Origin of the sequence: Sorangium sp. So ce394 (genome assembly GCF_051474665.1) — a bacterium.
GTDB classification, from domain to species: Bacteria; Myxococcota_A; Polyangia; order Polyangiales; family Polyangiaceae; genus Sorangium; species Sorangium cellulosum_D.
Genome location: NZ_CP150339.1, coordinates 3642292 through 3667093 on the forward strand (window position 1 = coordinate 3642292; position 24802 = coordinate 3667093).

At 71.9% G+C, this 24802-nt stretch carries 22 protein-coding genes; 9 read left to right on the forward strand and 13 right to left on the reverse strand.

Translation table 11 applies throughout. From position 1 onward, the window contains the following. Positions 1-5: 5 nt before the first annotated feature. Positions 6-695, reverse strand: coding sequence for an NUDIX hydrolase (locus WMF33_RS13670; protein ID WP_437337552.1), 690 nt, complete (start codon positions 693-695; stop codon positions 6-8). A gap of 252 nt (positions 696-947) precedes the next feature. On the opposite strand from WMF33_RS13670, the gene WMF33_RS13675 reads away from it, so the two are divergent. Beyond that, the gene (locus WMF33_RS13675; protein ID WP_437337553.1) at positions 948-1808 is read left to right on the forward strand and encodes an STAS domain-containing protein; all 861 of its coding nucleotides are present in this window, start codon (positions 948-950) and stop codon (positions 1806-1808) included. A 60-nt stretch (positions 1809-1868) separates the two neighbouring features. Here the strand turns inward: WMF33_RS13675 and WMF33_RS13680 are convergent, their stop codons facing one another. Further along, the gene (locus tag WMF33_RS13680) at positions 1869-3374 is read right to left on the reverse strand and encodes a L,D-transpeptidase (protein ID WP_437337554.1); all 1506 of its coding nucleotides are present in this window, start codon (positions 3372-3374) and stop codon (positions 1869-1871) included. Between the two features lie 204 nt (positions 3375-3578). On the opposite strand from WMF33_RS13680, the gene WMF33_RS13685 reads away from it, so the two are divergent. The 3 genes from WMF33_RS13685 to WMF33_RS13695 are packed head-to-tail and all read left to right on the forward strand — an operon-like array spanning position 3579 to position 4803. Beyond that, on the forward strand, positions 3579-3710 hold the full coding sequence (locus tag WMF33_RS13685) for a hypothetical protein (protein WP_257792777.1): 132 nt from the start codon (positions 3579-3581) through the stop codon (positions 3708-3710). Positions 3711-3722: 12 nt separating this feature from the next. Then, positions 3723-4265 carry an RNA polymerase sigma factor gene (locus WMF33_RS13690; protein WP_437337555.1) on the forward strand — a complete coding sequence of 181 codons (543 nt, stop codon included), beginning with the start codon at positions 3723-3725 and terminating at the stop codon, positions 4263-4265. Beyond that, on the forward strand, positions 4255-4803 hold the full coding sequence (locus WMF33_RS13695) for a hypothetical protein (protein ID WP_437337556.1): 549 nt from the start codon (positions 4255-4257) through the stop codon (positions 4801-4803). Before WMF33_RS13690 ends, WMF33_RS13695 begins: the two co-directional genes overlap by 11 nt. A 24-nt stretch (positions 4804-4827) precedes the next feature. Here the strand turns inward: WMF33_RS13695 and mmsB are convergent, their stop codons facing one another. The 3 genes from mmsB to chvE form a co-directional block, all read right to left on the reverse strand. Then, positions 4828-6093, reverse strand: a complete 1266-nt coding sequence (gene mmsB / locus WMF33_RS13700; RefSeq protein WP_437337557.1) for a multiple monosaccharide ABC transporter permease — start codon at positions 6091-6093, stop codon at positions 4828-4830. A 7-nt stretch (positions 6094-6100) separates the two neighbouring features. Next, the gene (gene mmsA / locus WMF33_RS13705; protein WP_437337558.1) at positions 6101-7633 is read right to left on the reverse strand and encodes a multiple monosaccharide ABC transporter ATP-binding protein; all 1533 of its coding nucleotides are present in this window, start codon (positions 7631-7633) and stop codon (positions 6101-6103) included. 135 nt (positions 7634-7768) lie between these two features. Further along, a complete protein-coding gene (gene chvE / locus WMF33_RS13710; RefSeq protein WP_437337559.1) occupies positions 7769-8893 on the reverse strand; it encodes a multiple monosaccharide ABC transporter substrate-binding protein in 1125 nt (374 codons plus the stop codon). A 256-nt stretch (positions 8894-9149) separates the two neighbouring features. On the opposite strand from chvE, the gene WMF33_RS13715 reads away from it, so the two are divergent. The 3 genes from WMF33_RS13715 (at position 9150) to WMF33_RS13725 (ending at position 11197) form a co-directional block, all read left to right on the forward strand. Further along, complete coding sequence (locus WMF33_RS13715; RefSeq protein WP_061622771.1) at positions 9150-9542, forward strand: DUF2809 domain-containing protein; 393 nt, start codon at positions 9150-9152, stop codon at positions 9540-9542. A gap of 97 nt (positions 9543-9639) precedes the next feature. Then, positions 9640-10050, forward strand: coding sequence for a GFA family protein (locus tag WMF33_RS13720; RefSeq protein WP_061622772.1), 411 nt, complete (start codon positions 9640-9642; stop codon positions 10048-10050). A gap of 28 nt (positions 10051-10078) precedes the next feature. Further along, the gene (locus WMF33_RS13725) at positions 10079-11197 is read left to right on the forward strand and encodes a DUF3089 domain-containing protein (RefSeq protein ID WP_437337560.1); all 1119 of its coding nucleotides are present in this window, start codon (positions 10079-10081) and stop codon (positions 11195-11197) included. Positions 11198-11253: 56 nt separating this feature from the next. On the opposite strand, the gene trxA is transcribed toward WMF33_RS13725, so the two are convergent. The 8 genes from trxA to WMF33_RS13765 form a co-directional block, all read right to left on the reverse strand. Beyond that, positions 11254-11652, reverse strand: a complete 399-nt coding sequence (gene trxA, locus WMF33_RS13730; RefSeq protein WP_437337561.1) for a thioredoxin — start codon at positions 11650-11652, stop codon at positions 11254-11256. 138 nt (positions 11653-11790) lie between these two features. Further along, positions 11791-12237, reverse strand: coding sequence for a hypothetical protein (locus WMF33_RS13735; RefSeq protein WP_061622775.1), 447 nt, complete (start codon positions 12235-12237; stop codon positions 11791-11793). Positions 12238-12244: 7 nt separating this feature from the next. Further along, complete coding sequence (locus WMF33_RS13740; protein ID WP_437337562.1) at positions 12245-12634, reverse strand: DUF4150 domain-containing protein; 390 nt, start codon at positions 12632-12634, stop codon at positions 12245-12247. A 12-nt stretch (positions 12635-12646) separates the two neighbouring features. Next, positions 12647-13297, reverse strand: a complete 651-nt coding sequence (locus tag WMF33_RS13745; RefSeq protein WP_437337563.1) for a DUF3540 domain-containing protein — start codon at positions 13295-13297, stop codon at positions 12647-12649. A 35-nt stretch (positions 13298-13332) separates the two neighbouring features. After that, positions 13333-14376 (reverse strand): pentapeptide repeat-containing protein, encoded by a 1044-nt coding sequence (locus WMF33_RS13750; RefSeq protein WP_437337564.1) that lies wholly within the window; start codon positions 14374-14376, stop codon positions 13333-13335. Further along, positions 14373-17039 carry a DUF2169 domain-containing protein gene (locus tag WMF33_RS13755; protein WP_437337565.1) on the reverse strand — a complete coding sequence of 889 codons (2667 nt, stop codon included), beginning with the start codon at positions 17037-17039 and terminating at the stop codon, positions 14373-14375. The genes WMF33_RS13750 and WMF33_RS13755 overlap by 4 nt, the downstream gene beginning before the upstream one ends. Before the next feature lie 100 nt (positions 17040-17139). Next, positions 17140-19566: a type VI secretion system Vgr family protein gene (locus WMF33_RS13760; RefSeq protein ID WP_437337566.1), complete on the reverse strand. Its 2427-nt coding sequence runs from the start codon at positions 19564-19566 to the stop codon at positions 17140-17142. A 95-nt stretch (positions 19567-19661) separates the two neighbouring features. Further along, positions 19662-22430, reverse strand: a complete 2769-nt coding sequence (locus WMF33_RS13765) for a DUF2169 domain-containing protein (RefSeq protein WP_437337567.1) — start codon at positions 22428-22430, stop codon at positions 19662-19664. 587 nt (positions 22431-23017) lie between these two features. Between WMF33_RS13765 and WMF33_RS13770 the strand changes: the two genes are divergently transcribed. After that, a complete protein-coding gene (locus WMF33_RS13770; RefSeq protein ID WP_437337568.1) occupies positions 23018-23719 on the forward strand; it encodes a helix-turn-helix transcriptional regulator in 702 nt (233 codons plus the stop codon). Positions 23720-23949: 230 nt separating this feature from the next. Next, positions 23950-24771, forward strand: a complete 822-nt coding sequence (locus tag WMF33_RS13775; RefSeq protein WP_437337569.1) for an NAD(P)H-binding protein — start codon at positions 23950-23952, stop codon at positions 24769-24771. Positions 24772-24802: the final 31 nt, after the last annotated feature.

Sequence of the window (24802 nt, forward strand, 5' to 3'; positions counted from 1 at the left end):
CCGCCTCAGATCTCGAAGCTGAACCCGTCCTTCTCGAGCCGCTCGTACTTCCGCCGGTCGAACCGGTAGAGCCGCGCGGCGCGGTGGGCGACGTCCTGCTCGACCTCGTCGAGCTCCACGAGCAGCCCGGTGCCGAGGACCTTCTTGCGGAAATTGCGCTTGTCGAGCGGGCGCTCGAGGATCTTCTCGTAGAGCCGCTGGAGCTGCGACAGCGTGAACTTCGGCGGCAACAGCTCGAACCCGATCGGCCGATACCGCACCTTGCCCTTCAGCCGCTCCAGCGCGGTCGAAAAGATCTCCTCGTGATCGAAGGCGAGCGCCGGCGTGTCGTCCACCGAGAACCACGCGGCCTCGCGGGCGTCGGTCGCCGCCTTCACCCGGTGATCCCCGAGCTTGACCAGCGCGTAGTACGCCACCGACACGACGCGCTCGCGCGGGTCGCGCCCGAGCGCGCCGAAGGTGTAGAGCTGCTCCAGGTACACCCCCGAGAGCCCCGTCTCCTCGGCGAGCTCCCGCCGCGCGGCGTCGTCCAGCGGCTCGTCGACGCGCACGAAGCCGCCCGGAAGCGCCCACCGGCCGCGGAACGGCTCGAGCTCCCGCCGGATGAGGAGGACCTTCAGATCCTCCTCATCGAGGCCGAACACGACGCAATCCACCGTCAATGCCGGCCGTGGGTGCTCGTACGCGACGGACATCCGGACCTCCGTGTGACCTGGACACGAAGCTTAGTGTGCTTCGGACACCATGTCAACCCGCGCCGCGCCCGGCCCCGCGGCGCGGCGGCACGGCGACCGCAGGCCTCGATGGCTTCACCGGGACATCGCGTCTGCGAGGGACAAGCGGGCTCAGCGAGCGGTGCGATGTTTCCCCCGACGGGTTCACGAAACTTGCCGTCCGCTGTCGACAAACGCTCGACGGCCGGCACGCACGCGGGGTAAAAAGCTCTCATGACGGGGGACGAGGCGCCGGTCGCGGCGGGGGCGGAGCTCCAGAATGAGCCCGAGGTGGAGCTCGGAGAGGCGGAGCTGCTCCTCCGGACCGTGCTCGAGAATCTCCCGGTCGCCGTGTGCAGGTACGACCGCGAGGGGATCTTCAGGTTCCACGACGGCAAGGGGCTGGAGACCTCCGGCGTGCGGCCGGGGGAGCACCTCGGCAAGAGCGTCTACGAGCTCTATGCGGGGTCGCCGGAGGGGGTGGAGGCGATACGGCAGGCGATCGAGGGGAAAGGGTCGCACACCGTCACCGAGGCGCACGGCCTCACCTGGGAGACATGGTACGTCCCCGTGCGCCACGGCGGGGAGCCCGGCGCGGTCAGCATCACCATGGACGCCACCGCGGCGAGGCAGCGCGAGCAGGAGCTCCGGAACAAGCTCGAGCTGATCGAGAAGCAGCAGCGGGTCATCCGCGATCTCTCGACGCCGATCATCGAGGTCTGGGACAAGGTGCTGACCTTGCCCATGGTGGGCGTGGTGGACAGCCTGCGGATCGCCGAGGTGATGGACAACCTGCTCACGGCGATCGTGAACAAGGACGCCCGCTACGCGATCCTCGACCTCACGGGCGTCGACGCGGTCGACACGCGGACGGCCGGGTACATCATCGAGATGATCAAGGCGATCCGGCTCTTGGGCGCGGAGGGGATCGTCACCGGGATCCGGTCGAACGTGGCCCAGACGATGATCGCGCTCGGGCTCGACCTGTCCGGCGTCACGACCGTCGGCAACCTCCGCGCCGGCCTCAAGCTCTGCATGCGGCGCATGGCCGCGGCGGGCGAGGCGGGCGGCGCGGGCTGCGTCCCGGTGAAATAGCCGCCTTTGCGGGCGCCCGCGAGGCGCGACGCGGGCGCGCCTCGCGCTCGGCCGCGGCGATCAGCGGTGGATCACGACGCGCGTCGACGGGTCTTTGCGCGTGACCTGGACCGCGTACCACCCCTCCGGCACGGGGGGCTCGGTCCAGTGGAATAGCCACTTGGCGTCGACCGGCGAGAGGTTCACGCAACCGCCGCTCTGCCCGTCGCCCCAGTTGTTGTGCCAGTACGCCGCGTGGAGGAGGTACTTGCTGAAGAAGTGCTGGCTCCACGGCACCTCCGCCTCGATCCAGTCGTCCTCGTCGACGTGAGGGGTGATGAGCGTCTTCGTCACCCACTTGCGGTTGATGCGGTACTGGCCGAGCGGGGTCGTGGAGGGCGGCACGAACGGCTCGGCCCTCTCCGGCTCCTCCGCCCCGTTGCGCCCGGCCGAGATGAGCGTGGCGAAGACGGGCCGGTCGTCCTCGTAGGCGATGAGCCAGCCTTCGAGCGCCGCGATCTCGATCCACGTGTTCCTCGGCCCCTCCACCGGCGCCGCGGGCGCCGCGCCGCCGAGCTGGATGCGGCGCCCCCACGGGTTCTTCGCCTTCCGCGGCTTGATCACCACCGCATCTCGCTCGAGCACCCAGTGCCCGTCGTCGCGGGTCTCGAGGTACGTCAGCTCGCCGACCCGCCGCGATTTGCCCGTCAGCCCGACCCGGTCGAGGCGCTCCCACACGGCGTCCGTCTTCGCGAGCTGGTTCTCCTCGGTGAGGCGGTACTTGGGGCGCGGCTTGCGGCGAAAGAACGCGATCGGGAGCCGCTCGTCGGCGCCGAGGTGGACCCCTTGGAAGGTGGCGGGCTCATACGGCTTCACCTTGTCCTTCGGCACGAACGTCAGATCGGAGGCCCAGAGCCACGTCGCCCCGCCGGCCTCGACCTCCTTCGTCCATGCGACCGACGAGCGCGGGCGGACCTGCATGTGCCGCAGGTCGTGCATCCCCTCGGGCCACGCCGGCGCGTCGATGCCCTCGACGTTCAAGAGGCGCTTGAGACCGAGCGACTCGCCGTAGCGGTACGGCACGGGCTGATCGACGAGCGGGGCGTGCTCGCTCAGCGTCTTCAGCAGGGGATCGGCCGCGTCGAGGGTGGCGCGCTCGCCGTCGACGCAGACGTACCCGCGGGGCTCCACGGCGTAGAACGCCGGGCAATCGCCGGCGGCCCGGACGGGCTCGGGGCTCTTCAGGCGGACCGAGCCGCCGATCGAGAGATACCCGATCCACTGGGCCTTCGGCCGCGGCGCGGACCGGATCCACACCTCGCGGGTCCTCGCGTACACGCGGGAGGGAGCCGCCGGCGCCGCCTCGGCCGCGGCGAGCGGGGCCTCGGCGGCGGGCGCCCTCGGCGGCTCGGGGGTGACGACCGGCCCGGCGGCGCCCGGGTCGGCTGCCGGGCGCTCGCTGGACGGCTCCGCGACCGCGACACCCGCGCGCCCGGCCGGGTCGGCGCCCGAGCCGGCGTCGTGCCGCGACGGCGTGCAAGCGAGGCAGAGCACGCCGACGGCGGCGAACCACGAGCGGCCGGACATAGGCGCGCCACCCTAGCACGCCGAGCCTGCCCGGCGGAATGTTCTGCCAATGCCGCGACGGGGGCCGGCGGCGCGCGCACCGGTGAGGTCGCGTCCGGCCGCCGCGATTTTCGATCGCGCGGGTGTCACGCTCGGCCCCGCTCGCGCCTAGAGCCGAGGAAGGCCGGTGAGGACCGCCGGCCGGAGAAGACAAGGAGACCTCCCATGCGTCGTTGGCTCAAGGTGACCCTGTTCGCGGCCGTCCTCGGCATCCCGGCGATGGCCTATGCTGGAACGCAGCTCGCCGGCGGCTGTCCGTGCGCGGATTGCCCGTGCCCGGACTGCCCCTGCGGCTGAGGACCCAGCCTCTTGGAACCGCGCGCGCGATCGCTGCTCAACGCCTCGATGAGGCGCCTCGCCGACGGCGATCGCGCGGCGTTCGACCCTGTTTATGCCGCCCTCTGGCCGGCGATCCGCGCGTTCTGCCGCCGCATGCTCGCGGGCGACGCGGACGCGGAGGACGCGGCGCAGCAGGCGCTCCTCAAGGTGTTCGACCGCGCCAGCTCGTTCGATCCCGAGGCGGACGCGCTCACCTGGGCGCTCGCCATCGCGGCGTGGGAGTGCCGCACGGCGCGGCGGCGGCGGACCCGATCGCGGGAGGCGCCGGACGAGCAACTCCCGTCGCTCGCGGCCGACACGCCCACGCCGGAGGACGCGGCGATCGCCCGGGATCTGGACGACGCGGCGCGCGAGGTGCTCGGCGCGCTGGGCGAGGCGGATCGCGAGACGCTGAGGGCGACGCTGCTGGAGGGCGATCGCGATCCATCGGTCTCGGGCGCGGCGTTCCGCAAGCGCCGCGAGCGCGCATTTGCCCGCCTCCGGGAGGCGTGGAGGAGGATCTATGGAACCTGAGGCGCTCGCCGGCCTGAAGGAGAGGGCCTATCGAGCCTACGAGCGCGGGAGGGCGCGACAGGCGGCCTGGGCGGCGACCCCGACGCTCGCCGTGGCGCTCGTCGCCGCGCTGATGAGCGACCGCCCGCTCACCACCGCGATCATCGGCGCGGCGCTCTACGTCGCCGCGGCGCTGCTCTCGTGGCGGGGGCGCGAGCTCGGGCGGGGCGTGCTCCCGGGCGTCGCGGCGGGGCTCGTCCCCTTCGCGGCGGCGCACGCCGCGCGCGTCTACGGTCACCTCTGCACGCCGGAGGGGTGCGTCTCCATCTGCGTCCCGGCCTGCCTGGCGGGCGGGGTCGCCGCCGGCGTGCTGCTCTCGCGCGCGCTCCGCCGGTCGGACCGGCTCGGGGCCTCCTGGGCCTCGGCGTGCGGCGTCGCCGCGCTGACGGGCGCCCTCGGCTGCGCGTGCGTCGGCTTCGGCGGCGTGGTCGCCCTCGCGGCGGGGCTGCTCACCGGCACGGCGCCGCTCGCGCTCCGCCCCGCGCGCGGCGGCGCGTGACGGGGTGAAGCGGGGCGGGGGCGGTCAGCGGGTCGCCCCGGCGCGTCGCTTCGACCACACGTCGAAGGCCACCGCGGCGAGCAGCACCAGGCCCTTGACGAGCATCACCCGCTCGGACGGGGAGCCGATCAGCGACATGCCGTTGTTGATCACGCCCATCATCAGACCGCCGGTGATCGCGCCGGCCACCTTGCCGACGCCGCCCTGCACGGCGGCGCCGCCGATGAAGGCCGCGGCGATCGCGTCCAGCTCGAAGTTGATCCCCGCGGTCGGGCCCGCCTGGTTCAGCCGGCCGGCGAAGATGATCCCCGCGACCGCGGCGAGCACGCCCATGTTCACGAAGATCCAGAAGGTGACCCAACTGACCTTGATACCGGACAGCATCGCGGCGTGCACGTTGCCGCCCACCGCGTAGATGTGTCGGCCGAAGATCGTCCGGTTGGTCAGCAGCGTGTAGCCCAGCGCCAGGGCGGTCAGCAGGATCAGCACCCACGGCAGGTTCTTGAACCGGGCGAGCTGCACGAGGATGAACAGCACCACGGCCGACGCGGCGGCGAGCTTCGCGACGAACACCGGCAGCGCATCGACCTGCTGCTTGTAGCGGAGCCGGGCGGCCCGGGCGCGCCACTGGGTGGCCACGATGCCGGCTACGCCGGCCGCCCCGACGAGCAGCGTGACCACGTCGGCCCCGCCGAGCGCCCCGAGGCGAACGTTGCCCAGGTACCCCTCGGTGAAGCCGTTGGCCAGCGTGCGCACCTCGTCCGGGAACGGGCCGATGCCCTGGTTGCCCAGGATCGTGAGGGTCACGGCCCGGAACAGGAGCATGCCGGCGAGCGTGACGATGAACGCCGGGATGCGGAAGTAGGCGACCCAGAAGCCCTGCCAGGCGCCGATCAGGGCGCCCACGACGACGGTGATGCCGGCCGCCAGCGGCCAGGGCACGTGGTTTTCGACCATCAGCACGGCCGCGACCGCGCCGGTCGCCGCCACGACCGAGCCGGCCGACAGGTCGACGTGACCGGCGATGATGATCAAGATCATCCCGATGGCCAGAATCAGGATGTACGAGTTCTGGACCATGATGTTCGAGATGTTCTGGGGCGCCAGCAGCTGACCGCCGGTCAGGCCCGTGAACAGCGCGACGATCAGCGCGAAAGCGACGTAGATGCCGCTCTGCCGCAGGTTGATCGAGAACCGGTGGCTCAGCGGCCGCTCGGGAGGTGACTGCATGTCGGCGGGCAGGGCCTTGGTGGTGGGGGCCGTGCTGCCGGTGGGCGCGACGCTGGCCATCTCGCCGCTACTCCTTTGCCTTGGTCATGTATTGCATCAGCCGTTCCGGTGTGGCGTCGGCGCGGGCGAGCTGACCGGTGATCCGTCCGGCCGACATGGCGTAGATCCGGTCGCAGATGCCGAGCAGCTCGGGCAGCTCCGACGAGATGACCAGGATCGCCTTGCCCTGGTCGGCGAGCGCGTTGATGAACGTGTAGATCTCGTATTTGGCGCCGACGTCGATGCCGCGGGTGGGCTCGTCCAGGATCAGCACGTCGGGGTCCGCGAACATCCACTTGGCGAGGACGACCTTCTGCTGGTTGCCGCCGCTCAGCGTGCCTGTGACCGTGAGCACGCTGGGGGCCTTGATGTTCAGCCGCCTCCGGTACTCGTCGGCGACGCGGTACTCCTCGTTGTCGTCGACCCAGCCCAGCTCGGCGAGCTTCCGCAGGGCGGCCGCCGAGACGTTGCGCTTGATGTCCTCGATCAGGTTCAGGCCATAGGCCTTCCGGTCCTCGGTCGCGTACGCGATGCCCTGGTCGATCGCGTCGCTCACCGTTCGCGGGCGGATCTCGCGGCCGTCCTTGAACATCCGCCCGCCGGCGCGGACGCCGTAGCTGCCCCCGAACACGCTCATCGCCAGCTCGGTGCGGCCCGCGCCCATCAGGCCGGCCAGCCCGACGATCTCACCGGCGCGCAGCGTGAGGCTCGCGCCCGACACCACCACCCGCCCGTGCCGGAGCGAGTCGTGCACGGTCCAGTCCTCGATCCGCAGCACCTCGGGGCCGATCTTGGGCTCGTGCGGCGGGAAGCGGTGCTCCAGATCCCGCCCGACCATGCCGGCGATGATCCGGTCCTCGGTCACCTGACCGCTCTTCATGTCCAGCGTCTCGACCGTCCGCCCGTCGCGCAGGATCGTCGTCGAATCGGCGATGGCCTCGATCTCGTTCAGCTTGTGGGAGATGATCACGCAGGTGATGCCGTCGTCGCGCAGCCCCCGGATCAGGTCGAGCAGATGCGCGGAGTCGTCGTCGTTGAGGGCGGCGGTCGGCTCGTCGAGGATGAGCAGCCGGACGCGCTTCGACAGCGCCTTGGCGATCTCGACCAGCTGCTGCTTGCCCACGCCGATGTCCATCACGGGGGTCACCGGGTTCTCCGGCAGCCCGACCCGGGCGAGGAGGGCTTCGGCCTCTGCGTTGGTGCGGTTCCAGTCGATCAGCCCACGGTGGACCCGCTCGTTGCCGAGGAAGATGTTCTCGGCGATGGACAGGTGGGGGCTCAGCGCGAACTCCTGGTGGATGATCACGATGCCGCGCTTCTCGCTGTCCCGCACGCTGGAGAACTTGCAGAGCTCGCCGCTGAAGTAGATCTCACCCGCGTACGAGCCGTGCGGGTAGACGCCCGAGAGCACCTTCATCAGGGTGGACTTGCCGGCGCCGTTCTCGCCGCAGATCGCGTGGATCTCGCCGCGGCGCACCGACAGGCTGACGTCCTGCAACGCCTTGACACCCGGGAACGTCTTGGTGATTCCGTGCATCTCGAGGATCGCGTCGTCGGCCATCCCGGTCTGCCTCCTTGAGGGGGTCGCGCGCGCGAGCCGGGCGGCGCTGGCCCGGCCGGCGGTCCCAGGCGGCGCGCCGGCCGGCGTCGCGCGGCGCGATCGCCGCCGGCCGGCCCCGCGCCGCCGGCGCCGCGGCTACTTGAGCTCGTCCTCCTTGTAGTAACCGCTGTCGATCAGCACCTTCTTGTAGTTGCTCTTGTACACGATGATCGGCTCGAGCAGGTACGACGGCACGACCTTCTTGCCGTTGTCGTAGTCCTTGGTGTTGTTCACCTCGGGCTTGCCGGCCTTGAGCACGGCGTCGGCCATCTTCACGGTGACCTCTGCCAGCTGGCGAGTGTCCTTGAAGATGGTGGCGAACTGCTCGCCGGCGATGATCGACTTGACCGACGCCTTCTCGGCGTCCTGCCCGGTGACGATCGGGTACTTCTGGCCGCCGGCGCCGTAGCCGTTGCTCTTCAGCGCAGACAGGATGCCGATGGACAGCCCGTCGTAGGGCGACAGCACGCCGTCGACCTTCGCGCCGCCGGTGTACGTCGCGGTGAGCAGATCCTCCATGCGCTTCTGCGCGGTCGCCGGGTCCCACCGGAGGATGGCCACGGTCTTGAAGTCTTTCTGACCGCTCTTGACGACGAGCGTGCCCTTGTCGATGTAGGGCTTGAGCGTGTCCATGGCCCCGTTGAAGAAGAAGGTCGCGTTGTTGTCGTCGGGCGAGCCGGCGAACAGCTCGATGTTGAACGGACCCTGGGCGGCGCCGTCGGAGCCGTCCTCCTTCTTCAGCCCGAGGCCCACGAGGAGCGAAGTGGCCTGCTGCACGCCCACCTTGTAGTTGTCGAAGGTGGCGTAGTAGTCGACGTTCGGCGAGTTGCGGATGAGCCGGTCGTACGCGATGACCGGGATCTTCTTGTCCGCCGCCTGCTGAAGCTGCGTGGTGATCGCCGTGCCGTCGATGGAGGCGACGATGAGCAGCTTGGCGTCCTTGGTGATCTGGGTCTCGATCTGGTTGACCTGAGTCGGGATGTCGTTCTCCGCGTACTGCAGGTGGACCTGATAGCCCAGCTTCTCCAGCGACGCCTTGACGTTGTTGCCGTCGGAGATCCACCGCTCCGACGATTTGGTCGGCATGCTGACGCCGACGAGGGGGCCCGCCTTGGAGCCGGAACCACCCTTGTCGGCCGTCTTCTCGCTGGAGTCGCAGGCGCCCATTCCCGCGGCCAGGGCCATGGCCACCGCGGCGGCGGCAAACCTCGCAAGCTTCATCGTCGCTCCTGCTGCAAACGGTGCAGATCCGAGCCGGTCGAACCGGCCAGTGAGGTAAGGAACTCGGCCCATGGCCCGCGTCTCGCCGGACATCGCGCGAGCTTCCGCGTCGGTCAGGCATCGTCCCGTCACGACCGTGGCGAAGCAAAGATGCCCTTGAGGACAGCATTGTGAGCGTTCACATTTTGCTTGTCAATTCCAAACGGCCGGTCGCCGGGAGCTGCGCTGGCGGAGAGGCTGCGGTTAGGCTCGTCTCATGCCGGAAGCCGCCCGCAAGCGCCTCGCGCTGGCCCTCCTCATCGTCGCCGTCGTTCCCGTCGGCCTGGCCGCGCGCTTCCACGGCGGTCCGGTCTGGCTGCGCAACAGCGCGGGCGCCGTGCTCTATGAGGTCGTGTGGATCGCCGCGGCGCAGCTCGTGTGGATCTCCGCCCGCACCCACCGGCTTGCGCTCGCGGTCTTCGCCGCGACGTGCGCGATCGAGCTGCTCCAGCTGAGCGAGCTGCCCTGGCTGTGGGCCGCGCGCAGCACCACCCCGGGGCGGCTCCTGCTCGGCGCGAACGGGGGATTCGATCCCGCCGACCTCGCGCTGTACGCCGTCGGCTCCGCCCTCGGTCTCGCGCTCTGCCGGCCGCTCCGGGTCGCTGCGTGACGCGCCGCTGCGCCGCTGCGCCGCGCGCCGGTTGCGCGGTGCGCCGGCCGGGGCCAGGCTGGCGAGCGCGAGTTCCAGGAGCAAGGAGGCGACGTCCATGACCGAGGCTCACCACACCGGCGGCTGTCTGTGCGGCGCGATCCGCTACCGCGCCCGCGGCGCGCCGGCGAGCGTCAACGTTTGCTACTGCAGCCAGTGCCGGCGCCAGACCGGCGCGCCGATGCCGTCGTTCGCCACCTATCCCGACGAGCAGTTCGAGCTGCTCTCCGGCGCCCCCGCGACGTACCGGTCGTCCAGCTTCGCCATCCGCCAGTTCTGCGCGACCTGCGGCTCATCGCTCTTCTGGCGCCGCGACGGGGCCCGGGAGCTCGACATCTTCCTCGGCACGATGGACCGGCCGGGCGACCTGCCGCCGCCGTCGTTCCAGCTCTGGACCGTGCACCGCGTGCCCTGGCTGCCCGCCATCCCCGGGGCCACCGACTACCGCGGCGCCAAGACCACCACGTAGTCTAGATGCACCGAGGCGAGGTATCCCCATGAAGAGATCGGTGAGGATCGCGCTCCGGGTCGCGCTGGGCGTCGTCGCCTGCGGGGCGATCGCGGCGCTGAACGTCGGCGCGCTGACTCGAAGCGCGTTGACGCCGGGGGCTCCCTTCGACGCGGCGGCGCTGCCGCCCGCGCCGGACTACGCGGATCCGCGGAGCTGGAGCGCGCTCCCGGAGCGCGACGACGCCGGCGACGCGGCGCCCCCCTCCGCGCCGGCGGTCGACCAGCGCCGCGCCGCCGCCGACGTCTTCTATGTCCACTCGACCTCTTACGTGGGCCGCTCCTGGAACGCCGACACGAACGACACAGCCGTCAACGACGCCACCGACCGGGGCGCGACAGGGATCCAGGCGACGGCGTTCAACGGCTGCTGCGCGGTGTACGCGCCCCGGTACCGGCAGGCGAACGGCATGGCGTTCACGCGATCCTCCGCCGACGGGGACCGCGCGATCGACGTGGCCTACGGCGATGTCCGGCGGGCGTTCGACGCCTTCAACGCGCGGCGCGGCGCCGGCCGCCCGTTCCTCCTCGCCGCCCACAGCCAGGGCACCGTCATGGCCGAGCGGCTGCTGCGCGAGGCCATCTCCGGCACCGCGCTCCGGGACCAGCTCGTGGCGGCCTACCTCATCGGCGGCGCCGTCACCGTCGACGGGCTGCGCGAGCGCGCGCCCGACGTTCCACCATGCCAGGCGGCCGACGACGTCCGCTGCGCCGTCGCGTGGAACGCGCGCGGGGCGGCGTACGTGCCGACCGACTTCGAGATGCACCGGCCGGACCCGCGGGAACGGCTCTGCACCAACCCGCTGTCATGGCGAACGGACGGGGCCCGCGCGCCCGCGGACCTGAACCCTGGCGCGGTGTTCCTCGAGAGCGACGACAAGGCGCCGCGCGCGGGGCTCGCGGGGGACGCCCAGTGCGTGGACGGCACGCTCATCGTGCACGACGTCGGCGCCACGCCCCGGGACCTGCCGAGCCGCATCCTCGATCGCGTGCTCGGCGAGGAGAACTACCACGCGATCGAGTTCCAGCTCTTCTTCATGAACCTCCGGGAGAACGCCGCGTCGCGGCTGGCCGCGTTCCTCGCGGCGTCGGCGCGCCAGTCCCGGTAGGAGGACGCTGGCGCTCCCGCCGGCGCGCCCGGCGCTCCCTCGCGGCCGCCTGTCCCTCAAGCCCCTTCGGCGGCCTCGCCTCCCTCGGCGCCCTTCGCCTCCTCCTCGGCGATCTTCGCGCGCACCTCGTCCATGTCGAGCGAGCGCACCTTCTCGATCACCTGATCGAGCGCCGACGCGGGCAAGGAGCCCGCCTCCGCGAACAGGAGGACCTTCTCGCGGAAGATGAACAGCGTCGGGATCGAGCGGATGCCGAACGCCTGGGCCAGCTCCTGCTGCTCGTCGGTGTTGATCTTCCCGAACACGATGTCCGTGTGCTTCTCGGACGCCTTCTCGAAGACGGGACCGAAGACCCGGCAGGGGCCGCACCAGGGCGCCCACCAGTCGATGAGGACGATGTCGTTCGACTCGACCGTCTGCTCGAAGTTCGCCGCGCTGAGCTCTTGGGTACTCATCCGCGGAGCATAGCCCTGAAACCTACCCCTGTCGCTGAGCGGCCGGCCCTCGACTCCGCGCCTCCGCTCCCGCGCCGAGCTCTGCCCTCCTCCGTCTCCCGCGGACTCCGTTCCTGCTGACTCCGCTGCTCCGCCCGCTCAGGGCGCGTTGCAGACCATGATCTGCTCGATCGCCTCGACGAGGAGCTGCTCGACGCGGTCCGGCCCTATGTCCGCGGCGCGGGCGAACCGCTCCAGATCGAACGGCGTGGGGTTGACCTCGAGGTAGGCGAGGATCTGGAGCGGATAGCCGGTCCAACGGATGACGCAGAAGCCGACCACGTTGCGGCTCGCCTTGGCCTCGCGCAGGCCGAGGGCGAGCTCGATGCTCGGCGTGTCGTGCCCCTCGTCGAGCACGATGCGCGGCGCGTGGCCCGCTCTCCTCAGCTCGGCGGCGAACTCCTCCATCTGGGGGCGGAGCACGCGCTCGCGCAAGTCTTCGAATTCACGGAGGAAATCGGCTTCCGCCGGGGCGCGCGCCGCCTCGATGCGCCGCGCGTAGCGGGCCGTGAGGCGCTCGATGCGGAGCCGGTTGTGCTCTTTCATCGGCGGCCTACGGGGCGAGGAGCAGCACCTTGACCTGGCTCGGGACGAGGCTGACCCCGACCGCGTTGACGGAGTTCTGCGTCGTGATGCTCGTCATCCGCGTGGCGGGCGCGCTGCCCACGAGCACGGTGAACGCCGCGGTGACGTGCCGCGAGGGGCCCATCACCGTGTGCGAGACCAGGCCCATCTCCAGGCCGGCGTTGTCGCCGTTCGTGAGCGGCACCTGCGTCGTCAAGTTGTGCGCCGGCGTGCACATGAACAGCACGTTGTAGGCCGCCGGCACCCCCATCGGCTGCGCCGACAGGTTGGGGTAGGGCACCGGCAGGTGCGCCGGCGGCGTCAAGCACACGTCCGGCCCGCCCAGGGCCAGGCCTCCCATCTGCGTGTTCGCGAACATCGGTGCCTCCTGTCAGCCGAGGTGGATCTGCCCACCGTCGATCTTGGTCAGCTCGCCGCTCGAGACGAGCGTCGCCTGCGCCTTGATGTTGACCGCGGCCTTCGCCGTGACCTCGTAGTACTGCGCCCGCACCTGCTCCGACTCGGCGATGAACCGGTACGCCCGATCGAGCCGCTGCACCCAGCGCTCCGCGATCGACTCGACCGACCGCGCGACCGTCTTCACGCGATCCACCTGCGCGACCAGCCGCTCGCCCACGTACGTCATCGCCCCGACGGCGAGCGACCCCTCGCTCGCGGCCACGCGCACCTTGCCCGCGGCCACCGACGCCTCGGCCGGCGTGACGAGGCGCACGCCCTCGCCCGCGGCGACCGTGACGCGCCCGCCCGGGGCGCTCACCTCCAGATCCCCCTCGGCCACGAGCCGCGTCGGCGCGTCGCCCTCGCGGTCGAGCACCGCGAGCACGTGGCACCCGGCGTCGTGCAGCGCGACGAGCACCCGGTCGCCGAGCGCCGGCTCGACGAGGCAGCTCACCGCCCGCTTCGCGGCGTAGTCGCCCGACCCGACGCGCACCTGGAACGACCGGTCCACGGCGCCGATGACCGTACCGACCTCCTGGATCGCGAAGGTCTCCACCCTTTGTCTCGCCAGATTGTCTCGCATGGTCTCGTTCTCCTGCTGTCGGGAGGGGCATCCCCTCAGGGCGTCCAGCGCTCGGCTTCGAGCAGATCCGGGTCGTCTCCGAGCGCGGCGGACCGGCTCGTGAAGGTCGCGCCCGCGTCGCGGGCCTGGTGGAAGCGCGCGCGGAAGAGCTTCGCGTGCGAGAGATCCGCCTTCTCGATGCTCGCGTGCGAGAGGTCGGCGTAGGTCAGGTCCGCGCCGCGGAAGCTCGCCAGCGGGCAGGCCGCCCGGTGGAAGATGGCCTGGTAGAGGTCGGCGCCGGCGAGGTTCGCCGCCTCGAGGTCGGCCTCCGAGAAGATCGCCTGCCGCGCCTTGAGGCCCGCGGCGGAGACCCCGGCGAGCCGCGCGCCGAAGAAGAGGCCGCGCTCGGCGTCGGCGCCGTCGAGCTTCGCCGCGGTGAGGTCCGCGCCCTTGAAGCCCGCCTGGACGAGCCGGGCGCCGCGCAGGTCGCACCCGGCGAGGTCGGCGTCGGTGAGCTGCGCCAGGGTCAGGTCCATGCCCGACAGATCCTGCCCGCGGAGGCGGGCGCCGACCAGCACCGCGAGGTGCATCGTCGCGCCGCGCAGGCTCGCGGTTGACAGGTCCGCCTTGAGCAGGCAGGCCTGCTTGAGCCTCGCCCCGTCGAGCGCGAGGCGCGCGGCCTCGGTCTCCACGAGCGAGAACCGGTCCAGGTTGGCCTCGCGGAAGCTCGCCTCGTCGGCGCGCCCCTTGATCATGCTGCCGATCGTGAGGTTCGCGCGGTCGAAGCTCGCCCGCGACGCGTCGCACTCCGCGAAGCTCGCCGAGACGAGGTCGGCCTCGTCGAGGCGCGCGTGGAGCAGCGCGCACCCGCTCCACACCGCGTGGCGGGCCCGCGCGCCGGACAGGTCGGCGCCCGCGAGATCGCACCCGTTGAACATGGACTCGCTGATCTTCGCGCCCCTCAGCCGGGCGCCGCGGAACGTCGTCTTCTCGAACACGACGCCCGACAGGTCGAGCCCGGACAGGTCGAGCCCGGACAGGTCCTCCCCGGCGATGACCTCGCCCTCGTCCACCTTCGCGAGCAGCTCGTCGCGGATCACTTGCCCTGCCCCGTGAACACGACGTGCTTGATGTGCGCGTCGGAGAAGGAGGTCCGCGGATCGCCCTTCGCGTCGAGCAGGTTGGCGCGGAACAGGTTCGTGTTCTCGAAGCGGGCGCCGGGCACCTTCGCCTTCTGCAGCATGGCGTCCATGAGGTTCGCGCCCGTCAGATCCGCCTCGGCGAGGTCCGACCGCATGAACCGCGCGCCCTTGCCCGAGATCTGCGCGAGGCGCGCCTTGCGGAGGTTCGCCTCGCTGAAATCCGCGCCGTCGGCCGAGGCGCCCTCGAAGATCGCGCCCTCCAGGTCGACCCCGCGGAGGTTCGCCCGCGCGAGCTCGGCCCCGGAGAAGTCCGCGCCGGGCAGCGCGGAGGCGGAGACCACGCGCAGCGCCGTGGCCTTCGCCTTCCGGAACGAGGCCTTCTCGCCCTTGAACTCGACGAGGGCCGCGTCCTCGAGGTCGGCCTCGCCGAAGTCCGCGCCCGCCCCCGCGCACTGGAAGAACGTCGCCTTGCGCAGGCTCGCGCCGGCGAAGCGCGCGCCCGTGAGGTCGAGCTGGAAGAAGAGGACGTCGTCCGCGGCGGCGCCGCTGAAGTCCGCGCCTCGCACGCGGGCCTCGAGGAAATCGGCCCCGGCGAGGTCGGCCCCCGAGAGCCGCGCCTCCTCGAGCCACGCCTTGTGGAGCACCGCGCCGCGGAGGTCGACCCCCTCGAAGCTCGCGCGCGCGGCGCGCGCCTCGCCGAGGTTCGCCCCGCGCAGCGTCGCCTTCCCGAGCCGCGCGCCCTCGAGCCTCGCGCGCGTGAGCACCGCGCCCGTCAGATCGGCCCCGCCGAGATCACACCCCGACAGATCCGCGCCCTCGAGGAGCGCCTCGCGCAGCTCGGCGCCGGCGAGGCCGAGCCCGTGGAGGTCGGCGCCCGTCAGATCGCGCCGCGCGAGCGACTCGCCGGCGGCGAGCGCCCGCTCCACCTCGGCGCGCAGATCGGATTTCCTCGGTTCCTCCGCGGGCTCGGTCGGCGGGTACAGGTGCGCGAAGGCGCGGTACGCGCCCAGGACCCTCTCCTCGGTCCTGCGGAGGCTCGCGGCGAACTCCGGATCCGCGAGCTTCGCCTCGAGGTCATCCATCGGCGCGCCCGCCTTGCGCCCCGCCTCGGCGAGCTCGCGCAGGCGGGCGAGCTCCTCGTCGGCGCTGAACCTCGACGGGCCGCCCCCCTCGCGCTTGCTCTTCGCGACCACCTTGTCGAAGTCGAGCCCCTGCTCGGCGCAGAGCTTCCGCGCCTCGTCCTCGGCGTCCCTGCGCTGCGCGTCGGCCTGCTTCTGGAGCTCCGCGGCCTCGAGATCCATCCGCTCGGCGAGCTCCGCCAGCTCGTCGGGCTTCGGGTCCTCCGGGCGCTTGATCTCCCGCGGGAGCTTCTCGTCCGGGTTCATCCCGAGCATGCGCAGGGTGAGGCGCGCCTGATCGAGCTCGCGCTGCGCCCGCGTGAACGACCGCTGCTCCAGGGCCCGCTCGCGGCGGATGAGCTCGTCCATGTCGCTGATCGCCTCGTCCGGGAACGACGGGGCGTCGGGCTCGGCCTCGGGCAGCAGCTCCTTGTCGTTCAGGGCGTGGAGGTGCCCCTTGTCCTTGTCGAGCCGCCTCGCCACCACGGCGCGGTAGTGCTCGACCGGCTTCGGCGCGTCCGCCCGCTCCAGGCCGGCGATCAGCAGGCGCACGTCGTCGGCGTCGTCCTCGGCCACCTGGACGACCCCGCGGAAGATCGCGACGCCGCGCTCCAGGTCGGGGAAGAGGATCACCGTCTCCAGGCGCGTCGCGACCTCCCGGAGGCCCTCCTCGCCGTCCGCGTCCTCGGCGCCCCGCTGGCGCACGAAGCACCGGGCGCGGAGCGTCGGCGCGCGGGTCCCGAGCTGCGGCCGCGTCGGGTGGAGGTGCTTGAGGCTGATCGGCTCTCCTCCCTGGAAGTAGTCCGGCAGCCGCTGGTCCTCCGGGGCCACCTGGAAGTACTCGGGGTCGAGATCCCGGGCGTAGCCGGGGAAATCGTGCTGCAGCCACTCGGCGCCGTACGTGCCGAGCTTGGCGATCCGCGAGGCGAGCGTGGGATCGAGCGCGCCGAAGCACGCGGGCGGCGGCCTGTCGCCGGGCGACTTGAGGAGGTGCCGCGGGTCCTCGAGGTGGGGCAGGTAATGCACCCTGGCCCCCTCTTCCTCGATCGCCCCGAGCCCCATTCCCTTCGGGTTCAGCGCGTAGTCCGGGCCGCCGAACGCATGCTCCCAGACGAGCGGCATCTCGGTGATCGGCTCCGGCTCGGTCGGCGCGCCGTGGTGCCACCGCCGCTTGCCGACGACGGCGATCGTCTTGTCGACGAGCGGCTTGTCGGCCGGGCCGACCGTCAGGCCCGCGGCGAAGGCCGGCCGGGGCTCCCCCCCGGGAGAGAACGCCTTGCCGAAGACGAGGACCTCGCCGCGCGGCTTGGGCATGCCTTCGTCCAGGAGACCGTCCTTGCCGAGCGCGGGCGTCACCCGCTGCCACATCGAGGCCTCGGGCAGCGGCACCTCCGGGGCGTCGAGCGGAAAGAACATCAGGAGCCCGACGCTCAGATGATGGCTGCGCCGGATCGTGAGCACCCGCTGCAGGACGGAGAGGCGAAGAGGCTTGATGACGCGCATGGATCTCGAATTGGATGTTGTGCCCGGAGCGCCTGGCGAGGGCCCGGCGCGGGCGAGCGCCGGCGGGAGGCGGGCGAGCGCGGCGCAGCTCGCCCGAGCGTCAGGTGACGATGAAGATGCCGCTCTTCTTGATCTCGGCCGCGACGTTCTTCAGCTTGAAGTTCTCGTTCTCGATGGTGACCGTATCGGCCTTGAAGATGGCGTTCTGGATGACGAGCTCCGGACCGTTCTTGATGGTCGCCGTGGGCCCCAGCTTGAGGTCCAGCGTGCCTGCGAGGTTCATCGACGACTTGAACCCAGCGACGACCTCCGCGGTGGCGCTGAGCGACAGCGACAGCTTGGTTCCGAAGGTGAACTCGTAGGCCTGCGTCAGCTTGACGTCGGTGGACGCCCCCTCGGTGATCGTCTTGAAGGAGCCGATCTTGTGGTCGTACGTGCTGCCGTTGGTGACGCTCTCGGCGTCGCTGTGCTTGTACTCCTTCGTCGATCCGTGCGTGTGCGACTCGAACGTGCCCATCTTGACGTCGCGCCCGTTCCCCATGGTGATCGACGTGGCGCTCCCGAGCACGATGGCGCGGACGCTCCCGATCGTGGTGAGGTTGTAGTTGCCGAACCTCGTCGTGTTGTGGTTGCCCGAGATGGTCTCGTTCTTGTCGCCCTTCGCCTCGATGTTGTAGTGGCCCTGGGCGAAGACGTTCACGTCGGCGGCCAGGGACTTCACGTGGACGCTGCCGGCCTCGGAGATGAACGTCGCGTCCCCCTTGGCCTTGTCGGTGAGGGTGCCGGCGACGGCCTGCGTCGTGATGTCGCCCGCGGTGGCCGTCGTCGTGATGTCGCCCGTGGTCGCCGTCGTCGTGATGTTGCCCGACGCGGCGGTCGTCGTGATGTTGCTCGTCACGATGCTGGTCCAGTTGGCGCCGACCAGGAAGTCCATGTTCACCCCGCTGTCGAGCAGGATGTTGCCGTCCGTCTTGCCGATGAGCTCGTGCCCGTCGTTGGGCGACCCCATGCGCATGTACGTGTTCGAGTACGGCGTCGAGAGCGTGATGCGCTGCGCTCCGGCCTGGTCCTCCAGCTCGAGGCGGTTCCTGCCGCCGGTCTGGACGACGTTCTTCGTGTGGTTGCCGCTCGTGACCGGGCTCGGCGTGAGCACGTTGGGCACCACGCCGGAGATCACCGGCCGATCCGGGTCGCCGCCGAGGAAGCTCAGCACGACCTCGGTCCCCCGGCGCAGCGGGAAGTGGAACCCTTCGACGCCGCCGCCGTGCGGCTGCATCATGCGCACGTACGTGGAGCCGCTGCCGTCGCGCGGGCTCGCCTCGTCGAACTTGAACTTGACGAGGTAGCGCCCGTGGTCGTCGATCTGCGCGTACTCGCTCGCCGCGGAGCCGTCGACCGTGCCGTTCTCGTAACCGTAGATGCGCGGCCACGGCGTCCGCGACTCCGCCCGGAACTGCGTCGACGCCGGGATGGCCGCGACCTCGACGAAATAGACCTCCTCGTGCGTGAGCCCGGTGAGCTCCTCGAAGTCGCTGTGCCCCGCGGACTGGTTGCCGTGGTGGCGCAGCTCGACCGCAAGGTACTTCGTGTTGAACCGCGCGCGCGGGTGGTCCTCGAGCTCGAACGTGTACCCCGAGCGCAGGTGGAGCCGCGAGCCGGTGGCCTGATAGACCGCCTCGCGAGCGAGGTATTCCTCCGCGCGCAGCTGGGCCAGCCGCTTGCCGGCGTCGGCGCTGAAGAAGCGCTCGCCGTAGAGGCTGATCTCGCCGGTGCCGTACTGGGACACCGGCGCCGCCCCCGCGAGGGGGAAGTGCGGCCGGACATAGTCGTAGTCCTTGAGCTTCACCCGCGACGGCAGCGCCCCGTGCTGGCAGGAGAAGGTGCGGAACGAGGCCGAGGCGCTGCGGTCCTCGCCGGTCTGCGGGTGGTAGCGGACCGGCGCGCCGAGCGGCCCTGCGGGGTAGCTCTTGTCGTCGCAGAGGACGAGCTTCTCGCCGTCCTCGGTGTGCTCGAAATAGTAAAAGATGCCTTCCCGCTCCATCCAGCGCGAGACGAAGTCGAAGTCGCTCTCGCGGTACTGGCAGATGTGCTCCTCGGTCTCGTAGCTGCCGAGGTTGAGCTCGACGTCGCTCCCCGTGATGCCGTTCTCCTCGAGGACGAGCTTGATCACCTCGGGCACGGACTTCTTCGTGAAGATGCGGCTGTGCTTCGACAGGGTGAGCCCCCAGAGCCGCGGCACGAGCACCGCCCGCAGGAGCGCGCGGCCGCCGAACTCGTGCACGAGGTCGACGCCGGCGAGCACGCCGGTGAACACGTAGGGCGGATTCGTATCGTCCTGGCGGTCGATCGCGAGCCGGGCCTTGGCCCCGACCATCTCGGCGAAGTCCGTGTCGTCCTCGCCCTCGCTCGGGATCGACAGGAAGATCTCGAACCGATAGGGGCGCGAGATCGCCTCCACGCCGCGAAAGCCGACGACGCGCGTCGGGCCTTGCAGGATGCTCGAGGAGAACGTGATGAGGTCGCTCATGGTCGTGTCTCTTCCAGGGTGCGAGGAGGTGAATGCTTCGCCTTCGTTCCCGAGGGAGCGCGTTCCATGGAGCTAGACGTAAAGGAGTCCGCGAGTCAACCTTGTGAAGAAACGTTAATATCGTCTCCCTCCGGCGGTATTTCGACGATGGACCGCAGGATCGCGCCGCTCGACTTCGCGTTTGCGAGCTTGACTCCATAGAGGTTGGCGCCCGCGAGGTCCGCTTCGCGCAGATCGGCGCCATCGACGTTGGCGCGGGGGAGGCTCGCCTCCTTGAGCTTCGCCGCGCGGAGGATGGCGCCCGCGAGGCTCGCGTTCGCGAAGCTCGATCGGGAGAGCTCCGCCTTGGTTGCGTTGATGTCGGCGAGGCTGGCCCCGTCGAAGACGGCGTCGGTGAGGCGCGCTTGCCGCAGGTCGGCGCCGTCCAGCGACGCGCCGTCGAAGCGCGCGTGCGCGCCTCTCGTCGAGGTGAGGTCTGCGCTCCTGAGGATCGCCGAGGAGAGCTGCGCGCGGTCGAGGGTGGCGCGGGAGAGATCGGCGCGGGTGAGGTCGGCGGCGGTGAGGCGCGCGTCGGTGAGGTCGGCGCCGCTCAGGTTCGCCCTGGCGAGGCGGGCCGAGGTGAAGTTGCACCGGGCGAGCGTCGCGCCGGCGAGGTTGACGCGCTCGAGGGAGGCGCCGCTCCAGTCGATGCCGTCGAGCTCGGCGCCCGCGAGCTCGAGGTCGTAGAGCGGCTGGCCGCTCTTGAGGCGGGCGAGCACCGCCGCGCGCAGGCCGCGCGCCTCCGGCTCGGGCGCGGGAGGCTCGGCGGGGGAGGCGTCCGAGGGAGAGAGGGCGGAGGGGGCGTCAGGGGGCGCGACGTCGGCGGGAGCCGCTTCGACCGGCGCGGTGGCGCTGGCGGGCGCGGGCGTCTCGGCCGCGGGCGCCGCGGCGTCCGGAGAGCGCGTCTCGCCCGCAGCGGGGCCGGTTTCGTGGACCGGCGCGGGCCACGGCTGCGCTTGCGAGGGCGGCGTCTCGGCGACGGCGGCCGCCTCGTCAGGCGGCGGTTGTGCCTGCGAGGGCGGCGCTCCGGCGACGGCGGCCGCCTCGCCAGGCGGCGGTTGTGTCTGCGAGGGCGGCGCTCCGGCGACGGCGGCCGCCTCGCCAGGCGGCGGTTGTGTCTGCGAGGGCGGCGCTCCGGCGACGGCGGCCGCCTCGCCAGGCGGCGGTTGTGTCTGCGAGGGCGGCGTCTCGGCGACGGCGCCCGCCTCGCCGTCCGGCGTGGGCGCCGGCTGCGCCCGCGCAGCCGGCGGGTCGATGACGGGGTGCGTCTCGTCGAGCCCGGCGAGCGGCGGCTGCACCCGGGGTGGCGGCGCGGCGTGGGCCCCCGAAGCGGCGAAGGGCATCGCGAACGGCACGGAGCCCGGGGCAGGCTCGGGGCGCGGCGGCGGCTCGGGCGCGGGCGCGAAGGGCAGGGGAGGCGGCGGCGGCAGCGGCGCCACCTGCTGCGTGACGGCGCTCCAGTGCGGCTCGGGTGCGGGCGCGAAGGGCAGGGGAGGCGGCGGCTGCAGCGGCGCCACCTGCTGCGTGACGGCGCTCCAGTGCGGCTCCTGCCGCTGCGAGAAGGGCAACGGGGGCAGCGCATGCAGCTGCGTCACCTGCTGCGTGACGGCGCTCCAGTGCCCCGCCGGCAGCTCCGCCCCCCGTTCGGCCAGCGCACCCCCCGGATCCACGATCGCGACGGGCGCGAGCCGCAGATCGATGCCCGCCGCCGGGCCGCGCGCGCCGGCCGCGGGCCTGCCCTCGCCCTCGGGCGCCGTCCGCCGCTCGGCCCCCCTCCCGTCCCCGGCGAGGGCGGGCGCCGGACACGCCGGCCCGGCCGCCGGGGGCCACGGGGCCGACGAGGCGGGATCCGCCGCGGCCGAAGGCCAGGCGAGGGGCCGCCCGGGCATCTCGACGCCTGCGACCACCCGCATCCGGGCCGGCAGGTCGCCCGGCAGGAGGGCGACGTTCCCCCGCCAGATCAAGGAGCAGAGCAGGCGATCCGCATCGATGGTCAGCGTGTCGGCGACGAGCTCGACCGGCTGCCCCGGGTCGTCGCCTCCCGGCCCGGTCCGATGCAGCCGCGCGAGCGCGCGCGCCGACGGCAGCCTGGACCGGATCCACGGCGCGTGCGGGTGCAGCCCCTGGAGGAAGATCCACTCGTCGCCGCGGAGGCGCTCGATCTGCTGGTCCGCAGGGGCGGCGTGGAAGTAGCGAAAGTCGAAGCTGCCATCGAGGTCCGGCGCCACGGGATCGGGCGCCTCGCCGCGCGAGAGGAGCGCTCTCCTCGGCGCCCAGTGCCCCGCGATGGGCCCGAAGCCCGCGGGCCGCGTCGGGTCGGCCGGATCGAAGATGCTCGGCAGCGCGGCCCCTGGGGGCACGCCCACGGGGTTCGCGTCGAGGTGCGGGCCGCCGTAGGCGCGCTCGTACACGAGCGGCACGAGGCTGAAGGGCCGCGGGCTCGGCGCATGTGGCGTGAATTCGCCGTAGACGTGGAGCTCCTTGTTGAGGACCCAGCGATCGTCGCGGAAGAGCGCGACCCGCACCGAGAGCGCCGTCGCGGTCGTCCCCGCGGGCGCGGCCGCGTGTCCGCGCACGAGGACCCCGGCGCCCGGCAGGTAGGGCGCAGTCTCACACGCCTCCTCCAGGCTGCCGCGCCCCTCTCGCAGCTGGTCGGAGCGGACCAGCGGCGCCGGGGCGGCGAGCTCCGCGTGCCGATCGTGGACGAGGGCGAACGTGGCTTTGACGATGACGGTGAGCCGCTCTGCGCCCTGCATGCGCCACAGCACGGCCCCGCAGGAGGCCGGCGTCAGGGCGACGATCGGGAGGGGCCAGGGCGATTGCACGGCGTGATCTCGGCTGGCCCGCGCGCCTTCACCGCCGCGGAGGGCTCTCGAACTGACGACGATACGCGGCGCGTCTCTCGGACGCAAGCGCGGGAGTCCACGGTGAGGACATCGCGTGTCGAGCGCTCGCGCTCACGGGACCATGGCGCTGTGAAGATCGGCGGAGCCGCTGAATTTGTGGTGCATGGTAGGCAACTCCCTGCGGGCTCGCCGGTGCGTCGCGGGCCGCGCGGCTGGCATCCACGGTTTGCTGGATCGCTTTATGTGTTTTGCTGGGCTGAAAACTTCGAGCTCGTGGGGGAGAGTTCGGCGCAAAGGCGCAAAGGCGCAAAGGCGCAAAAAGGAAAGATAAAAGGGCGTGAGAGGGGGCTCTTTCTCGCCTTTATGTCCTCTGTGCCTCTGTGGCTCCCTCTCTCCTCCAACCACGAACGAGCCCGGGCGACGCGGCACGACATCGAACGACCGCCACGGGGTTGGTCTCCGGGGCGCGTCGCGGTCCTTCAGCCGCGCGCCCGGAGGCGGGGGCGGCGCGCCGTCGCGGCGCCGGCGCTCGACACGGGCCGCGCGCCCTGCGATCGTCGGCGGCGATGGACAGGACCGAGCGCCTCTTCGCGCTCATGGACGCGCTCCGGCGCCACCGGCGTCCGGTCACCGCGGCGCAGCTCGCGGAGGAGCAGGGCGTCTCGGTGCGCACGATTTACCGCGACGTACAGACGCTGATCCGGCTCGGCGCGCCGATCGACGGCGAGGCGGGCGTCGGCTACGTGCTGCGGCCCGGGTTCTTCCTGCCGCCGCTGATGTTCACCGCGGAGGAGCTCGAGGCGCTCGTCCTCGGCGCGCGCTGGGTCGGCGCGCAGGCCGACGAGGGCCTCGCGGGCGCCGCGGCGAACGCGGTGGCCAAGATCGCGGCGGCCTCGCCGGACGACCTCCGCGGCCGCATCGACGACACGGGGCTCTGGCCCGTCGTCCTCCACGGGCCCGGCGACGCGCCGCAGCCCGTGCTCGGCCTCGTGCGCCAGGCGATGCGCAAGGAGCGCGCGCTCGCGATGCGCTACCAGAGCGAGTCCGGGAGCACCACCGAGCGCGACGTCTGGCCGGTGCAGATCGCGTACTACGACGGCAAGCAGATCGTCGCCGCGTGGTGCTGCCTGCGCGCGTCGTTCCGGCATTTCCGCGCCGATCGCATCGAGCGCGTCGCGCTCACCGCGCAGCCCTACGGCAAGCCGCGCCGGACGCTGACGAAGGAGTGGCGTCACGCCTGGGAGCGCGAGCGCAGCGCCCCGGCGTGAAGCCGGCGCGGGCGCGGCGCGCTCGCTCCGCGCGCGCTGCTGCCACGGGTTGTCAGGAGGGATGGCGCAGGCTCTCGGGTGCGCGCCGCCGTTGAGGCGCCCGCGGCGAGCCGGACGCCGCTCGCCCGCTTCGGGCACGGAATCCCGGCTTCGAGACCCCGCGCACAACGCGCACGACCATCCACAGGCCGCCGGAACCCCGGTGGCGTTTCCAGAGGTACAGGAAAAATATGAAGATCCTCGTCACAGGCGCGACCGGAACCGTCGGCCGCGAGATCGTGAAGCAGCTCGCCGAGGGCGGTCACCACGTCCGCGCCTTGAGCCGCAATCCGGGCAGGGCGAAGCTCCCCGCCGGCGTCGAGGCCGTGGCCGGCGATCTGGCCGCGCCCGAGACGTTCGCGGCGGCCCTGGAGGGCGTCGAGGCGCTCCACCTCATCAACTTCGGCGGCGACGATTATGCGCCGCTGCAGACCGGGGAGCCGATCGTCGCGCTCGCCAGGCAGGCCGGGGTGCGGCGGATCACGGTGCTGCTCGGCGGCTCGCCCGCCCCGCTCGACGCGGCGGTCGCCGCCGGCGGGATCGACTGGACGTTCCTCCAGCCGGTGGAGTTCATGGCCAATCACCTCGAATGGGCGGCGTCGATCCGCGGCGAGGGGGTGGTGCGCGAGCCGTTCTGCGACCGGCTGAGCGCGGTGGTCCACGAGGCCGACATCGCCGCGGTCGCGGTCGCGGCGCTGACCCAGGAGGGCCACGCGGGCAAGACGTACACCCTCACCGGGCCAGAGGTGCTCAGCCTGCGCCAGAAGATCGAGACGCTCGCCGCCGCCGCCGGGCGCGAGATCCGGCTCGTCGAGCTGACGGAGCAGCAGGCGCGCGAGCGGTGGGCGGCGGCGGGATTCCCGCCCGAGGCCATCGAGTTCTTCGTGGAAATCTACGGAAATACGCCGGAAATCGGCTACACCGTCGCCCCGACCGTCGAGCGGGTGACCGGGCGGCCGGCCCGCACGTTCGCGCAGTGGGCGAGGGAGCACGCGGCGGCGTTCGCGGCCTAGCTCCGCGCTTCAGAGATCCCGCCAGGGGCGC

Excerpts from the sequence above, each read along its gene's own strand:
- WMF33_RS13670 (WP_437337552.1), bottom strand. The coding sequence starts at position 695 with ATGTCCGTCGCGTACGAGCACCCACGGCCGGCATTGACGGTGGATTGC.
- WMF33_RS13675 (WP_437337553.1), top strand. The coding sequence starts at position 948 with ATGACGGGGGACGAGGCGCCGGTCGCGGCGGGGGCGGAGCTCCAGAAT.
- WMF33_RS13680 (WP_437337554.1), bottom strand. The coding sequence starts at position 3,374 with ATGTCCGGCCGCTCGTGGTTCGCCGCCGTCGGCGTGCTCTGCCTCGCT.
- WMF33_RS13685 (WP_257792777.1), top strand. The coding sequence starts at position 3,579 with ATGCGTCGTTGGCTCAAGGTGACCCTGTTCGCGGCCGTCCTCGGCATC.
- WMF33_RS13695 (WP_437337556.1), top strand. The coding sequence starts at position 4,255 with ATGGAACCTGAGGCGCTCGCCGGCCTGAAGGAGAGGGCCTATCGAGCC.
- mmsB (WP_437337557.1), bottom strand. The coding sequence starts at position 6,093 with ATGGCCAGCGTCGCGCCCACCGGCAGCACGGCCCCCACCACCAAGGCC.
- mmsA (WP_437337558.1), bottom strand. The coding sequence starts at position 7,633 with ATGGCCGACGACGCGATCCTCGAGATGCACGGAATCACCAAGACGTTC.
- chvE (WP_437337559.1), bottom strand. The coding sequence starts at position 8,893 with ATGAAGCTTGCGAGGTTTGCCGCCGCCGCGGTGGCCATGGCCCTGGCC.
- WMF33_RS13715 (WP_061622771.1), top strand. The coding sequence starts at position 9,150 with ATGCCGGAAGCCGCCCGCAAGCGCCTCGCGCTGGCCCTCCTCATCGTC.
- WMF33_RS13720 (WP_061622772.1), top strand. The coding sequence starts at position 9,640 with ATGACCGAGGCTCACCACACCGGCGGCTGTCTGTGCGGCGCGATCCGC.
- WMF33_RS13725 (WP_437337560.1), top strand. The coding sequence starts at position 10,079 with ATGAAGAGATCGGTGAGGATCGCGCTCCGGGTCGCGCTGGGCGTCGTC.
- trxA (WP_437337561.1), bottom strand. The coding sequence starts at position 11,652 with ATGAGTACCCAAGAGCTCAGCGCGGCGAACTTCGAGCAGACGGTCGAG.
- WMF33_RS13735 (WP_061622775.1), bottom strand. The coding sequence starts at position 12,237 with ATGAAAGAGCACAACCGGCTCCGCATCGAGCGCCTCACGGCCCGCTAC.
- WMF33_RS13740 (WP_437337562.1), bottom strand. The coding sequence starts at position 12,634 with ATGTTCGCGAACACGCAGATGGGAGGCCTGGCCCTGGGCGGGCCGGAC.
- WMF33_RS13745 (WP_437337563.1), bottom strand. The coding sequence starts at position 13,297 with ATGCGAGACAATCTGGCGAGACAAAGGGTGGAGACCTTCGCGATCCAG.
- WMF33_RS13755 (WP_437337565.1), bottom strand. The coding sequence starts at position 17,039 with ATGCGCGTCATCAAGCCTCTTCGCCTCTCCGTCCTGCAGCGGGTGCTC.
- WMF33_RS13760 (WP_437337566.1), bottom strand. The coding sequence starts at position 19,566 with ATGAGCGACCTCATCACGTTCTCCTCGAGCATCCTGCAAGGCCCGACG.
- WMF33_RS13770 (WP_437337568.1), top strand. The coding sequence starts at position 23,018 with ATGGACAGGACCGAGCGCCTCTTCGCGCTCATGGACGCGCTCCGGCGC.
- WMF33_RS13775 (WP_437337569.1), top strand. The coding sequence starts at position 23,950 with ATGAAGATCCTCGTCACAGGCGCGACCGGAACCGTCGGCCGCGAGATC.